This is a genomic window from Acetobacter malorum (assembly GCF_001580615.1).
In the GTDB taxonomy this organism is placed as follows: domain Bacteria; phylum Pseudomonadota; class Alphaproteobacteria; order Acetobacterales; family Acetobacteraceae; genus Acetobacter; species Acetobacter malorum.
This window is the reverse complement of record NZ_LHZC01000045.1, coordinates 56874-72157: the sequence shown is the minus strand read 5'-3', so window position 1 is coordinate 72157 and position 15284 is coordinate 56874. Positions and strand designations below refer to the sequence as shown.

The following is a 15284-nucleotide window of genomic DNA, read 5'->3' as shown; positions in this document are numbered from 1 at the left end:
AACAGGCCGAAAGACCCAAGAGAGTGAAAAAAGTTTTAGACATTATGGTGCCGCTTTGAAACAATATGAACACTCGCCTCATGCATCCTCAACAAAAACAAAAAGAAAAATGACAAGATTTTCATCCGGCTTCTCTTTCTTCTGCGCACTCTCTTTTGCCTGTTGCCTGACCCCAGCTTTCTCCTCAAAAGCATCAGCGCAGTTGCTGACGGGCGGGAACAGTGCTGCTGGCCTGTGGCCCAGCCTGGAAGCCAACAATGAGGCCAACCCGGTGGAAGACCCGGGCCCGATGTTCTCAGCGCCCTACGGGAAAAACCACTTTTTTGGGGACTGGTGGGGTGCGCAGCCCTGGCTGCTGGACCACGGCATCCACGTTCTGGCCGACGTGCATGAGGAACTGGCCGGGAACTTCCGTGGCGGCATGCGGCAGGGTGTGACCAACGCCGGGCAGGTCGGCGTGGAGCTGGATGTGGACTGGGGGAAGCTGACTGACCTCAATCTGCTCAAAGGCTTCTGGTCCCACATGATGGTGGTAAACGGCCACGGCCAGAATCTGAGCACCCAGTATATCGGGGATTCGATTGGCGGCGTGCAGCAGATTTACGGTGCCCGAGGCAACGTGGTGGCCCATCTTGTCTATCTGTATGGCGAAAAGTCGTTCTTGAATAACCATCTGGATATCAGTGCAGGCTGGATTCCGGTGGGCAGCTTCTTCGCGGCCTCTCCGCTGTTCTGTATGTATATGAACGTGGCTGTCTGCGGGAACCCCGCCCCGAACAAATACACGGAAGGCAACCGTGACTGGCCATCAGGCAACCTTGGCGCCGTGGCCCGCGTCATGCCCACCAATGATACCTATATTATGGCCGGCCTGTTTGCCGTCTCCCCCCATGCCTTTAACGGCGGCATTTCCGGCTGGGCGTGGGCGCAGGATGGTCTGGGCAAATTCTCCACCCCGGTGGAAATCGGCTGGATGCCCTCCTTCGGCAAGAACCATCTGGTGGGCCATTATAAGGCTGGCTACAGCTACGATAATTCCAAATACAAAGACCTGTATGAAGACATCAACGGCAACGCCTGGGTGCAGACCGGCCAGCCGGCTCGTTACCATGCAGGCCGCGCCAGCGCATGGCTACAGGCTGACCAGATGCTGGTCCGTAATGGGGAAGGCCCGACCAACGGCCTGATTGCCATGGGCGGCTATATGTGGACAGACGGCAAAACTACCGCCATGTCTCACCATCTGTGGGGTGGCCTGCTGGAAACTGGTAAGCCCTGGGGCCGCCCGAATGACAGCATCGGCATGATGTACCAGTGGATGAAGATGAGCCGCACCGTAGCGCTCCAGCAGGAAGCGTCCGTCATTGCCGGGCAGGACTTCCAGTCCAACCAGTGGGGGCAGGTCTGGGGCATTCAGTCTCATGAAAACGTCTACGAGTTCTTCTACAACGCGCATGTGGCGAACGGCCTGACCCTTCAGCCGGACTTCCAGTATATCAACCGCCCCGGCGCCACGACGACGTTCCATGACGCCGCCGTGATGGCCCTTCAGTTCAACGTCGTTCTGTAATCTGCGGGATGGGCCGCAGGCTGAGAGGCCTGCCGCCCAGTCTGGCAAAAGCTTCCGCGCGGCAGGTCAGCACCAGAATCTGGAACCGCGTGGCCGCATCGGCCAGCACATCGAACATCAGTTCCAGCCGCTGAGAATCTGAAAAACTCAGCGCATCATCCAGCACCAGAATGGCGGGCGACTGGCGGGCATGCAGCAGTTCTGCAAAGCCCAGACGCACCAGCACGGCAATCTGCTCCCGCGTGCCATCCGACAGTTTGCCAAACTCTTCCGCCGTCCGCCGGGTCAGGCCGCACAGACCAAACCCGGTATCCATCTCAAGAGACGCACCGGGAAACACGGTGGAAAACGCGGGCTGGAGAGTGCGCACCAACGGGGCGAGATAGCGTTCAGTCTGCGTTTTTTCCGCATCGCTCAGGGTCTGGTCCAGGAGAGCCAGTGCGGCACGCTCCCGCTCATACCCTTCACAGTCCAGCTTGAGCCGCGAGGCCGTGCGCCCGGCCTCGGCAATTTTCTCATCCAGTCCATCGCCCTCGGCCACGCGCACGCGGGTTTCCCGTTCCTTGATCTCCTCACGCAGGCGCGCAATGGACGTGCGGGCGTTCTCCAGCGCCTGCTCCCGCCGCATAATGCGGGTTTCCACAACGGAGAGAGGCTGCTCCGTCTCTCGCCCGGCCTTGAGCGCCTGCACATGCGCTTCGGCCTGCGCTTGCGCCTGCGCGGTCTCTGCTGCACGTGCTGCGAGAGCGTCATCGCTTTCCCGCGCTGCACTCACGGCGAGTTCGCGCCCGAGCTGATCTCGTTCCGTCTGCTTTTGCCTGAGAGCCGTCTCAGCTTTGTCCTGCAGATTTTGGGCCGCGTTATACGCTGCCTGCTCCGTGCGCTCCGTCTGCCGGGCTTTGTCTGCGACGCGGGCGGCCTGCTCTTCTTCCTGCCGGGCCTTTTGCTGCAACGCCTGCAACGTCGCTTCCGTCTGGTCCGTTTGCACACCGCCTTCAGCCTCTGGGTTGCAAACAGTTTCTGTCGCAGCCTGATCTGCACGGCCACCTAGCACCCCGGCCAACTCCGGCTGGCAGTCCTGCTCAAACGCTGCCTGTTCCCGTTCCAGAGCAGCAACCTGATCACTCAAATCCTGCCGTAACGTCGCCAGAGCCTCGAACAGGGTCGCGTCGCGCTCATCCCGTGCTGTGGGCAAAGAGGCCACAAAGGCCGCACGCGCTTCCGCCACCCGCGTTTCGGCCTGTCGCCGTTCTTCAAACAGAGTCTCGGCGTCCTCCGCACTCTGGCATCCGGCGGAGTGCAGGACGGACTGAAGCTGTTGCCGGGCCGTATCTGCGGCCGCCAGAGCCTCATCATGATCTTTGACAGCCGGTGTAATGCGGAACTGGCCAATGCCTTCGACCTGCACGTCTGCTGCCTGTGTGAGAACCATCTCGCCCTGCGGGCAGGCAGCCCCATCCAGCAGAACACGACCAGCGGCTTCAGGCTGTAAGGTTACAGTCAAACGGGTTGCGCGGGCATTCAGCGCGGCCTGAGCCGCATCCTGTTCCCGCACGGCTTTCCGCACGCGGCGGATCAGCCCTTCATCAACCAGCAAGGCCGCCAGCACAGCACGGGCCTGTTCCAGCCGCGTGCAGGCCGCCTCGGCCCGGTGCAGCGTCTGTTTGCTTCGGTCCAGTGCGGCGCGCTGCTGCAAGACAGTGACCCGGCGAGAAACAGCCAGCAACGCCTGCCGTGCGGCCTGCTGCTGCTGTTCCGCCTGCTCTCGCTGTGTTCGGCTTTCTTCATAACGCTGACGGGCCTGTGCCGTCCGCTGCGTGAGGGCTTGCAGATCATGCTGCATTTCAGCCGCCTCACGTTCCAGCTTGCGCTGGGTCTCCCGCCGCTCCTGCCGCCGCTCCTGTTCATCGCAGAGGCTGTTGCGGGTGTGCGTCACCGTTGCGAGGGCGGCTCTGGCGGCCTGCTCCTCCGCATCCGCAACCCGCAGTTTGTCCCGCAACTGGCGCAAAGCCAGAAGTTCGGCCTCATCCTGCGCCTTGCGTTCCGGGTTTTCCTGCTCACGCAAGGCCCGGCGCGCCTGATCCAGCGCCGCCAGATCCTCTTCCAGCGCAGCCCGCCGGTTTTGGAGGTCTTGCAAACACGCCTGCGCCTGCGCTTCCTGCTCCAGCGCCTGCTTGTATTTGCCTGTTGGCTGACCGCTTTTTGCTGTCTGGAGCAGATGCAGCCGGTCCCGCACACGGCTCAGCACGGCACTGGCCGCAGCCCCACCGGTCGCATGGTCCACCCCATGTTCCAGGCAACTGCGCAGACTGTCCTGCCCGGTCTGGTTCAGGTCGGGCTGCGCAAAACTTTCGCCCTGCCCCACCAGCAGCGCGCTCCACAGGCCTGCCGCCTCGCTCTTGCTGGCTTCTTCCAGCCCCAGAAGGTTACGGAGAGCTTCTTCTGCCTGATCGCCTTCAAACCGTTCTGTGCCCAAGATCAACCGAGTGAAGGCCTTTGATGAGATGAACTGCTTTTCCAGATGGCAGTCCATGCCCTTCCATGTGAAAGACACCGCCACATGCGGTGCGCCGCCGCCATAAGGCTGAAGATCCTTGACGGGCTTAGCCTTGGAGCTGGACCGCACCATCAGGACCGCCTTCAGGGCGGCCAGCAGGGTCGATTTTCCGGCTTCGTTCGGCGCGGCCAGCACGTTCAGCCCCGGCCCCAGTCCATCCAGACGCACCGGGGACGCAAAGCGCCGAAAGCCTTCAATCTGTAAATCTGTCAGGATCATCCTGCCTGCGCTCCCATCTCCTGCCAGAACAGAAAAAGCCGTTGCAGGGCTTCCGAGGCCAGTTGCCCCTCCGCCCCGCCTGCTTCTGACTGAGCCAGCAGGTGCTCGGCAGCGGCGCGCACCGCCCCACCGGAGCCAAACCGATCCAGATCATCCAGCCCGGCGGAAAGCTGTGGTGCTCCTGTCAGGCGCAAACAGGCGACGGCTCCGCTCAGGCGCTTGAGGATCGTACTTTCATAAAGGGCCATATCGTCCACCGACAGCAGGCCGGACACCGCTGCCCAGACCAGCACCGCCCCCGGATTATCTGGCGCAATGCTGCGGATACGGGCATCCAGCGCCAGAATATCCTGCTCGGATGTCAGCACCACATCATCCAGCTTTTTCCATGTGTAGCGGCCAGTTCTGTGGCGCTTGATCTCCGGTTCCGCCCGAGGCCCGTGCAGCGTGACGACCACGGCTTCCCCTCCGCCACCACCGCCAGTCGTAAAGCGGTCCGTCTCCGGTGTGCCGGAATAAATCGTGCGGGCATCAATTTGACAAAAGCCGTGCCAGTCCCCCAGCGCCAGATAGGCTAACCCGGCGCGTTTAGCGCGGTCCAGCGCTACGGGATTGTGTTCTGATTCAACCTCACCACCAAACCCAACGACCGAACCATGTGCCAGACCAATCCGCAGCGCGTCTGGCGGGGTTTCGGCCTCGTCCATATAGGCCGTCAGATCGGTCAGAACGTGGCGGCGCTTGAGCACGGCGGGCAGCGCCCACGCATTATGTGCTGTATCAATCAAAACTGGTCCGGGCTCCCGATGCACCGTCACATTTTCCGGCAGACCGCTGCGGGCCAGACGCGCCCAGACACCTTCCGGCTGATCCGCATCATGGTTTCCGGGGATCAAATGCCACTGGATGTCCGCAAAATCGCGCATCCGTTCGATGGGCTGATGCAGGGTGCGCTCGGCTGGCGTCTCATGCTCGTACACATCCCCCACCACCAGCACATGCGCAGCGCCTTCCTGCCGTGCCAGCAGGCCGAGCCTTCGGATGGCTTCCAGCCGTTCTGCCTGCAACGCGCCGAGCGTATCGTCGTCAGCAAAGCGGAACGTCCGTCCAATCTGCCAGTCTGAGGTATGGATAAATTTCATAAAGGTCGCAGTTTTGAGAAGGTGTGCCTTAATTCAGCACATCCTGCCGTGGCATCATACCCATGCAGCCCACCCAAAGGCTGGCCTTTTTCCCATGCCCGCATTTTATGCAACCCGGCTCAGCGTATAAAAAATCCCCCATTGAATTATATTTTATTTTAATAGACTTCTGATTTTTGGGATTCGGCACAGTTACGGTCCGTGCCACCCGACTCTGCGTGACCCAGACTGACCTCTTGAGCGGCAAGGACGACGGAAAGGATGAGCCTCAACACCCCAGCCGCCTCGCCTATCAGATTCTGGAAGGGCCTTCGCCCGGCACTGCCCGCCTCCATCTTTCCGCCCGGCTGGTTTCTGTTCTGCCTGCGGACATGGCTTTCCGCTGTACTGGCACTGAGCACCGCGTTCTGGTTGCAGCTTTCCTCTCCCGGCTCTGCCGCCGTTACGGTGATGATTCTGGCCCAGCCCCTGCGCGGGCAAGTGCTCTCCAAAGCCGTCTACCGTTTAATGGGCACCATGGTGGGGGCGTTTGTCGCGCTGTTTCTTACCGCCTGCTTCAATCAAGACCGTGTTGTGTTTCTGGGCGGCGTGGGGCTTTGGCTCACTCTCTGCACCATTGTCGGCACGCTGGAAAAGGACTTCCGCGCCTATGCGGCAATGCTCTCAGGCTACACCGTGGCCATTGTGGGCATTAGCTGCATTGATAATCCGGGCTCTATTTTTGATGTCACGGTCAACCGCGTCTCGGCCATTGTGGTCGGCATTGCCGCCACGGCAGCGGTTAATGATATTTTCGGCTCCCCCACCGCGTGGGAAAAACTGGCCAGCAATCTGCACCGCGTGGCCAACATGGTGCAGCGCATCAGCCGGGATGCCATGGCCGGACACGGCATTCCCGACGACATGGCCTGCGCGGGTCTGGCGGGCGAGATTATTGCGCTGACCTCTCAGGTCTCCTTCGCCAAAACCGAATTGCCCGATGCCAGCGTGCGGCTGGCAGGGGCCCGCTCCGCCATGGTGGCCTTGCTGGAAATGCTCAGTTGCAGCCGGGCCATTGCCGCAGTGCTGCGCAAGGGCGAAATTTCCGGCCCGGTGCTGAACCAGATCCGCAGCGCCTTCGGGGATGGCACCCCCGTGGCCTCCCCCCGTCAGGCCGTGTGGGATCTGGAAGATCTGGCGAAGGAAGCCCATGCGGAAGAACTGGACCGCGGCCCGACACTGGATGAAGCCTGGCTGATTGAACGCTCCATGGCGCTCCTGTCCGATGCCCGCTGGGCGGCTGATGGCATTGACGCCTTTGAAAACGGCAAGCGTGCCCGCACACAGGCCCCGGAACTGAAAATCGAGCAGCATCAGGACGTGATTGCCGCCCTGCTGGCCGGCCTGCGCACCCTCACCGGGTTTTCCGTCGCAGCCGGTCTGTGCATCATCTCCGATATTCCCTCGACCTACACAGCGCTTTCTCAGGTAGCCGTTATCCTCACGCTGGCCGCCACCACCTATAATGCCCGCGGCTTTGGCATGGGCGCGCTGATCGGCACGCCTCTGGCAATCGTCGTTGCCGCCATTCTGAACTTTGGCATTCTTCCCCACGGGGCAGACATGCCGTTTCTGGCCATGGTCATCATCCCCGTTATTTTTGGGGGCTGCCTGCTGTTGATGAACCCAAAGACCGCCACGATCGGTTTTAATGCCGGGGTGTTCTTCTTCGTCATTCTGGGTGTTGCCAACCAGCAGAACTATGAGCCTTCGGCCTTTATTGACCGGAACGTGCTGTATCTGTTTGCCGCTATTGTCATCTTTATCTCACTGGTGCTGCTTCTGCCTCCATCGGCCAACCGCCGGCGCTTCCGTGTAGCGATTACCATTGGGCATGATCTGCGGCTCCAGCTTGAAGGCCATGGGGAACAGGCAGGTTCCGCGCTCATCAGCCGCCATTACGACCGGCTGTGCAAAATTCTCGACTGGAACAGTTACCTCCCGAACACAAAATCCAAGGTCCGCGTGTTCAACCGGCTCTCCAGTCTGGATGAGCTGAATGTGGAACTGGCCCGCGCCCGCCGCCATCTGCAACGCGCAGCCACCATCCCCGCCATCCGGGCCGATGCGGAGGCGGCGTTCCGTTCCACAGTCGTCTACAACATCAACTCTGCTCTGTACCGCATGCGCAAACATGCCCGTATCCTGCTCGATCACGCCATCACCCTGCCGCATGGGGAAATGGCGACAGCGCTGGCGGCCGTTTCCGGCATGGTGGGAGCCATCCGGCTGCTGGAGCATAACCGCTCCGCGCTCCAGATTTATGACATCATTCCCCTGCCCGATCAGCAATGGAAGGCCTTCTGACCATGGAGCTTCGCGCTGTTCTGGATATTGATGGCCTGCTGGTGTCCTCGTTTCTGGTCCATGCGGGTCTGGCCGTTGTCACGCTGCTGGTGCTCAACCCCATTTTAGCAAAAGTGGGTGCCCGCCGGGTGATCTGGAACCTGCCTCTGGCTGAATTCGGGCTGTTTGTCTGCCTGATCGGCCTCTACACCATTCTCTTGTAAAAGGATTGTCCAACCGTGTTTGAACGCGCCCGCCGCGCCCTGCAGTTTGTCACGACGGGGACAATTCTCGCCATTGCCGGCATTGTCGGTCTCGTCTTGTGGGACTACTACACCGCAGCACCCTGGACCCGGAACGGGCAGGTTCGCGTGCAGGTGGCTGATATTGCGCCGCGTGTGTCCGGCCAGATTATTGCTGTGCGGGTCAGGGACAACCAGTTTGTCCATGCCGGGGATATTCTCTACGAAATCGACCCCTTTGACTTCAAGGTCGCCGTCGCCTCCGCCACAGCCCGCGTGAATGAACGGCAGGCAGACATGGTGCTGAAAGACACACAGGAAAGCCGCCGGAATAAACTGACGGAAGTTGCCGCCTCCCGCGAGGAAAAGCAGGTTTATCAGGCCACGGCCGACATGGCCAAAGCCCAGTATGGGGAGGCCATGGCGGCTCTCTCTCAGGCCAAGATCAATCTGGACCGTACGTTTGTGCGCAGCACAGTGACCGGCTATGTCACCAACCTGATCATGCGGGTGGGTGATTACGCGACGGCCGGCAAATCCAATGTGCAGATCATTGATGCCTCATCCTACTGGGTGGATGGCTATTTTGAAGAAACCAAAATCCGCTCCATCCATGTGGGAGACCGTGTGCGGATGGATCTGATGGGCTTCAGAGAACCCATGTGGGGCCATGTCATCAGCGTGACCCGCGGTATTGCCACTCCCAACGCCACGCCCTCCACACAGGGCCTGCCCTCCGTGGACCCGGTTTATACCTGGGTGCGTCTGGCCCAGCGTATCCCGGTACGGGTGCACATCGACAGCATCCCACCCGGCACCCAGATTGCCGCTGGCATGACCACCACCGTCACCATTGTCGGCAGCAAGGGCAAGCGCGCGCATGATACGCTGGCAGAAACCTTTGACCGCCTGCATGACGCCCTGATGGGGGGAGCCGGGGGCAGCGGTCTCCATAATTAAGGAGTAAGCAACGGCAAATCAAAGGACAGATGCTCCGGCCTTTCTTTATGTCTGCCGCTGGACGCGTGTGCGGGTGACTGGCACAAATGGCGTTATGTCTGGCCAGCTCATCTCCCTCCGCCGCGCTGCTCTGGCGGCGTTCTGCCTTTTCCTTGCCGCGTCTGGCAGCTTTGCCAAAGCCGCCTCAGGGCAGCAAAACCGTGGGCTGGTTGTCCACACGCCTTGCTTGCAGAGCCTGCATCTTGTCAGCAACCGATCGCAAAGTGAGATGGCGCGCGCTGAAGGCGCTTTACCGCAGGATGTAACGCTCACCACGGCACCCGATGGCGTTACAACCCTCCGGCAACAGACCTGTACCAACAGCGGCACTCTGACGGTCTCTGTCCGGCCCGACATCAGCCTGACTATTGACGACGCAGGCGCGACAAATATCACAGTAGCAGACCGCACCGGCCCCACCTTTATTCATGCAGGCAGCGGCACCCTGACTCTGGGCAAAACCGGAGAGCTGGGGCTGTTCTCTGATTCCTCAGGGCCCATCACCATTTCAACGCTGGCTGAATCCGCCCGTATTCGGTCGGAAAAGAGCGCGCCTGTCACCATTCATACGGTCGCCGCCCCGGCGCTGGCTTTGTATCTTGGAGGGAGCGCCAGCTTCACGGCCAATGCCGGTCAGCTCAAGGCTCTGGAAATTACGTCCAGCAGCACGGGAGACGCCGTTTTTCATGGTGTCACAGAGGTTGGCATGTTCCATGTTGAGCAGAGCGGAGGGATCAGTGTTGACAAAGTCACAGGTCCACTGGCAACGGAACGAGACGGAAGCGGAAAGATTATCAGTGATGCCGCAGCGCCCCCACCGCTGACCCGGGCAGACCGGGCTAACGTCCTGCCCTAAGGCCTGACGCGCTTTTCCTGCGATTTTGCAGGGCGGTTTTCGGGGTGTTGGGCATTTCTGACCGGTTGAAACATACCGAATATCAATTTTTTGGTGCTTCGTTTAATGCCACGCTGGCTCTACCCGCCCGCCAGCTTTGATCCTGGGTAAGGAAGACCGCTTTTGTCCATCTGCCGGCTTTTTATCATGCGTCCCGTCGGCACTCTTCTGATGGCCATGGCTTTTGTTCTGGCTGGCATTTTTGCCTATCGGGCAATGCCGGTAGCCGACCTGCCCAACATCTCCGTGCCTGTCATCTATGTTGTGGCCTCTCAGCCCGGCAGCTCTCCGCAGCAGATGGCGAGCTCGCTCACCACACCGCTTGAGCGCCATCTGGGCCAGATTGCAGGCCTGACCAGCATGCGGTCCGATTCAACGGACACCAGCGCCTTTATCCTGATGTTTTTTGACAACAGCCGGGACATTAACGGCGCGGCGCGTGATGTAGAGGCCGCCTTGCAGGCCGCACGGGCAGACATGCCGCACACGCTGCTGATGCCACCGCAATATTACAAAGCCAACCCGTCTGACAGCCCGATCATGCTGGCGACAATGACCTCCCCCACCCGCTCCCCCACGGCCCTGCGGGATCTGGCGGAAACACGGCTGAAGCCCCTGTTGGCAGGGGTAAAAGGCGTTGGCTGGGTGGAGCTGGTCGGAGCATCCAAACCCGCCGTGCGCGTGGAGATGAACCCGATGATGCTGTATAAATACGGCATCGGGTTTGAGGACGTGCGTTCCGCACTCGCCTCGGCCAACGCCAACACGCCCAAAGGCTTTCTTGATTCCGGCGGCCAGCGCCTGACACTGGAAACGAACGATCAGGCCCGTACGGCAAACGAGTATCGGGACCTTGTCATCGGCTACCGCAATGGCCGCCCTGTGCGCCTTACTGACGTTGCCATTGTGCGGGATGGCCCGCAGGATGAGCGCAAGGCCGCATGGTATAATGAAAAGCCCGCCATCATCACCATTATCCGCCCGCAGCCCGGTGCGAATGTGATTGAAGTCACGAACGCCATCCGGGCCCGTGCGGACATTCTGGCCAATGCGTTGCCAGCGGATGTGGAGTTCAAACTGGTCTCTGACCGCTCGGTGTCCATCCGTGGCGCGCTGGAAGACACGCAATATACGCTGGTCATTTCCGTCGTGCTTGTGGTGCTTGTGGTGCTGGCGTTTCTGCGCAGCTGGCGGTCCACGCTCATTCCAGCCATTACCGTGCCCATCTCTCTGGCGGGTTCTCTGGGTGTGATGCATCTGATGGGCTTCTCGCTCGATACCCTGTCTCTCATGGCGCTGACCATTGCCACCGGCTTTGTGGTGGATGATGCCATTGTGGTGGTGGAAAATATTGCCCGCCACATGGAAGCCGGCATGGAGCGGATGGAAGCCACCCTGCTTGGCTCGCGCGAGATTGCGTTTACCATTCTCTCCATCACCATTTCACTGATTGCTGTCTTTCTGCCGCTCCTGCTGCTGGGCGGCATTCCGGGCAAGATCTTCTTTGAATTTGCGATGACGCTGACCACAGCAGTCTCCGTCTCGTTCTTTCTGTCCATTTCGCTCACGCCCATGATGTGCGCCTACATGCTGGAAATCCATCATGAGCCGGACCCCAATGCCCCGCCGCCCAAAAAAGGCGTGTTCACGCATGCGGCTCATCTGCTGGCGGATGGCACGGACAAGGCGCTGGAATGGCTGGTCCGTGGGTATGAACGCTCTCTGAACTGGGCGCTGCGTCACCCCTGGCTGATTTTCTGCTCCCTGCCCGCCAGCTTTTTTGCGACTATCGGCATTCTGATTGTCATGTCCAAAACCGTGCTGCCTGCGGAAGATATTTCCCTGCTGGAAAGCTATCTGAGCTCCGACCAGACCAGCTCCTTCGCTGCCATGTCCGGCAAGACGAAAGAGGTCATCAAAGCCATGATGGTGGACCATGATGTCAGCGATGTTCTGGGCTTTGCCGGGGAAGATGCTGCTAATGAATCTCAGGTCTTCGCCCAGCTGACGGACAAGGCGGGGCGCAGTTCCACTCCGGAACAGATTGCGGCCCGTGTGCGGGAACGCGTGAAAAATATTCCGGGCATGACCGCCAGTATTTCCAATGCCGGGGACATCAACGGTGGCGGCGGACGCCAGCATGAGGGCACGTATCAATATATCTTCCAGAGTGACAACGCTGAAGACATTTACACGTGGGTGCCGCGCATTACGGAAGCCCTGCGCAAAAGCAAGGTGATTGTTGGCGTCAACAGCCATCTGTCCGGCAATGGCACGGCCATGCATGTACGCATCCAGCGTGATACGGCAGCACGTTATCTCGTCACCCCGCAGCTGATTGGGAATGCGCTCTATGATGCCTACGGGCAGCGCACCGCCTCCGCCATTTCCACACCGCTGACGACCTATTATGTGGTGATGGAAGTGGAAAAGCAGTTCCGGGAAAATCCGGACATGCTCAAAACCCTCTGGGTTTCCACCGCCGGTGGCACGGCAGCGGGGGCCACGGCATCCAACACGGTGCGTGTGGTCAAACCTTGGGACGCTACGGAATCCAGAGAAGCCTCACTCAGCCAGCAGTCCTTCCGTAATGCTATTGCCAACCGTCTGGCGGGCGGTGGTGCTGGTGCCTCCAACGGTTCTGCGGTGTCCTCCTCCTCTGAGACCATGGTGCCGCTCCCCACCGTGGCAACGCTGGAGACGGCTCCGACCCCGCTTCAGGTCAGCCATGAGAACGGGTTCATTTCCGGGTCCATCGCGTTTGACCTCGCCGCCGGAAAATCTCTGGGAGATGCCACGGCCGAAATTCAGCGGGCCATGCTCAGCCTGCACACGCCTCAGAGCCTGCGTGGCGATTTTTCCGGTCAGGCCGGGGATATGCAGAAAGACCTGATTAACGAGCTTCTGGTGTTCGTCGCCGCGATCCTGACGATGTATGTCACGCTCGGCATTCTCTATGAGAGCTACATCCAGCCGCTGACCATTCTCTCCACCCTGCCCTCCGCTGCCGTGGGCGCAGTGCTAACGCTGTGGATCTGTCAGGAACCGTTCTCTCTCATCGCCATGATCAGCGTAATTCTGCTGATTGGTATTGTGAAGAAAAACGCCATCCTGATGATCGACTTCGCCCTCCATGTGGAGCGGGAGCAGAACCTGCCGCCGGAAGAGGCCATCCGCACCGCCTGTCTGACACGTTTCCGCCCGATCCTGATGACCACACTGGCTGCCGCCTTTGGTGCGGTGCCGCTGGTCTTTGGCCATGGTTATGGGTCGGAACTGCGCCGCCCGCTGGGCATTGCCGTTATTGGCGGGCTGGCTACCAGCCAGTTGCTGACCCTATATTCCACCCCGGTGATCTATCTGTTCATGCACCGGCTGGGCCGCTGGGTGCAGCGGAAGGGGGCGGCGATTGGGGCCAGATTGCGCTTCACGCGGGCCGACTCATCAGACGCCACGCCCTCCCACACGCCCTGAGCAGGGTGGCCGGAATGCCCGCCTGAGAGGGCGATAGGCATTCCGGCCAAAACTCGCTAAGAAAACAGCGTTTAAGACCCTTATCTGCAAGGAATGGTTCATCATGACCGATACCACCGTCCCCGATCGCCTGTCCGTTAATCCGGCCAGCCCGTATTTTAATGAAGCCCTGCTGGAACGCGGCGTTGGCATTCGCTTTAAGGGCGTAGAGAAAACCAACGTGGAAGAATACTGCATCAGCGAAGGCTGGGTGCGCGTGGCCGTTGGCAAAACAGTTGACCGCAATGGCAACCCGCTGACCATGAAGCTGCAGGGCCCGGTGGAGGCATGGATTAAAGACTAACCTGCGCTACAAACATGCCTCCCCAATAATTAATGACTTTATTAAATTATTGATGTTTGGGATACTGCACTCATCAATCGGATGTGAACACGTCTCAGGGAGAGCATGAATGGCCCAGTCTGAAACCGGGAAAAACCCGGATCTCCGCTACACAGTCGTCATCGTAGGGGGTGGTGCTGCCGGTATTGCGGTGGCCGCCCGCCTGCTGCATGAGCGGCCGACACTGGATGTCGCCGTGATTGACCCCTCCACCACTCACGCCTACCAGCCCGGCTGGACGCTGGTGGGTGCCGGGGTCATGACGCTGAAAAGCACGCTGAAGCAGGAAGGCGGGTTGATCCCCAATGGCTGCACCTGGCTACGGGCTGCCGTGGACTCCTTCCAGCCGGATGAAAAGCAGGTCACGCTGACCGATGGCCGGACGGTGTCTTATAATCGTCTGGTCGTCTGCCCCGGCCTCCAGCTGGACTGGGACAAGATTGAAGGCCTGCCCGAAACACTGGGCCGCAATGGCGTGTGCAGCAACTATTCCAAAGATACGGTGGAATATACTTGGACGTGCATCCAGTCCCTCTCCGGTGGCACGGCTCTGTTCACGCAGCCGCCCATGCCCATCAAATGCGCAGGGGCTCCCCAGAAAATTGCCTATCTGGCCGCTGACTACTGGCGCAAGGAAGGCACGCTGAACCGCACCAATGTGGAATTCTGCCTTGCTGGTGATGCGCTGTTTGGCGTGGCCTACTATCGCCCTGCCCTGCAGCAGGCTGTCGATTATTACGGCATCAACCTGCAGTACAAGCACACCCTGATTGCCGTGAACGGCCCGGAACGCAAAGCAACCTTTGCCGTGACAGGCCCAGACGGCAAAACGGAAAATGTGGTCAAAGATTTTGACATGCTGCACGTCACACCGCCGCAGAGCGCGCCGGACTTTATCAAGAAAAGCCCGCTGGCCAACGCAGGCGGCTGGGTCGATGTGGACCCCTCCACCCTGCGCCACACGAAGTATGACTCCATCTTCGGGCTGGGCGACGTGATTGGCACCTCCAACGCCAAGACCATGGCCGCTGCCCGTGCCCAGACCCCGGTTGTCACGGCAAACCTGCTGGCCTCTCTGGATGGCAAGCCGTTCAGCGGGATTTATGATGGCTATGGTGCCTGCCCGCTGACGGTCGGTTATGGCAAAATTGTTCTGGCGGAATTCCTGTATGGCGGCAAACCCGCCCCCAGCTTCCCCTACGACCAGCGCAAGCCGAGCCGCTTTGCATGGTTCCTGAAAACCACCGTCTTCCCGCGCGTGTATTGGGACATGATGCTCAAAGGCCGAGACATCACCGTGCCGCATCACCCGGAATGGATTAAGCCCTGATATTCGGCTTAATCGCTCTCTTAAAAACCCTCGCTTAACAGCGGGGTTTTTTATTGCCTTTTCACAACACCAGATCCGCACGCCGTTTTTATCGGAACTCACACCGTAACGAACCGTTCGTTGTTGTAAGAGAAACAATAAGAAAGGGC

10 protein-coding genes are annotated in these 15284 nt (G+C 60.0%); 8 read left to right on the top strand and 2 right to left on the bottom strand.

The genetic code is table 11. The features are described from left to right. The first annotated feature begins 109 nt into the window (after positions 1-109). On the top strand, positions 110-1570 hold the full coding sequence (locus tag AD930_RS06015; RefSeq protein ID WP_082781724.1) for a carbohydrate porin: 1461 nt from the start codon (positions 110-112) through the stop codon (positions 1568-1570). On the opposite strand, the gene AD930_RS06010 is transcribed toward AD930_RS06015, so the two are convergent. Together AD930_RS06010 and AD930_RS06005 are read right to left on the bottom strand one after the other, a co-directional pair. Further along, a complete protein-coding gene (locus AD930_RS06010; RefSeq protein WP_061505490.1) occupies positions 1554-4346 on the bottom strand; it encodes an AAA family ATPase in 2793 nt (930 codons plus the stop codon). The two genes, AD930_RS06015 and AD930_RS06010, sit on opposite strands and share 17 nt — an antisense overlap. Further along, entirely contained in the window at positions 4343-5488 is a 1146-nt protein-coding gene (locus AD930_RS06005) for a metallophosphoesterase family protein (RefSeq protein ID WP_061505489.1), read from the bottom strand. The genes AD930_RS06010 and AD930_RS06005 overlap by 4 nt, the downstream gene beginning before the upstream one ends. Before the next feature lie 261 nt (positions 5489-5749). Here AD930_RS06005 and AD930_RS06000 point away from each other — a divergent pair, with 261 nt between their 5' ends. The 7 genes from AD930_RS06000 (at position 5750) to AD930_RS05970 (ending at position 15135) form a co-directional block, all read left to right on the top strand. Further along, positions 5750-7834 (top strand): FUSC family protein, encoded by a 2085-nt coding sequence (locus AD930_RS06000; RefSeq protein WP_043550486.1) that lies wholly within the window; start codon positions 5750-5752, stop codon positions 7832-7834. A 2-nt stretch (positions 7835-7836) separates the two neighbouring features. Then, on the top strand, positions 7837-8037 hold the full coding sequence (locus AD930_RS05995; RefSeq protein ID WP_043550706.1) for a DUF1656 domain-containing protein: 201 nt from the start codon (positions 7837-7839) through the stop codon (positions 8035-8037). Between the two features lie 15 nt (positions 8038-8052). Next, the gene (locus AD930_RS05990; RefSeq protein ID WP_043550484.1) at positions 8053-9015 is read left to right on the top strand and encodes an efflux RND transporter periplasmic adaptor subunit; all 963 of its coding nucleotides are present in this window, start codon (positions 8053-8055) and stop codon (positions 9013-9015) included. A 73-nt stretch (positions 9016-9088) separates the two neighbouring features. Then, complete coding sequence (locus AD930_RS05985) at positions 9089-9910, top strand: hypothetical protein (protein ID WP_156476877.1); 822 nt, start codon at positions 9089-9091, stop codon at positions 9908-9910. Positions 9911-10072: 162 nt separating this feature from the next. Continuing rightward, entirely contained in the window at positions 10073-13423 is a 3351-nt protein-coding gene (locus AD930_RS05980; protein WP_061505487.1) for an efflux RND transporter permease subunit, read from the top strand. Positions 13424-13526: 103 nt separating this feature from the next. After that, a complete protein-coding gene (locus tag AD930_RS05975; protein ID WP_043550482.1) occupies positions 13527-13766 on the top strand; it encodes a DUF3297 family protein in 240 nt (79 codons plus the stop codon). A gap of 109 nt (positions 13767-13875) precedes the next feature. Beyond that, complete coding sequence (locus AD930_RS05970; protein WP_061505486.1) at positions 13876-15135, top strand: NAD(P)/FAD-dependent oxidoreductase; 1260 nt, start codon at positions 13876-13878, stop codon at positions 15133-15135. The last annotated feature ends 149 nt before the right edge of the window (positions 15136-15284 follow it).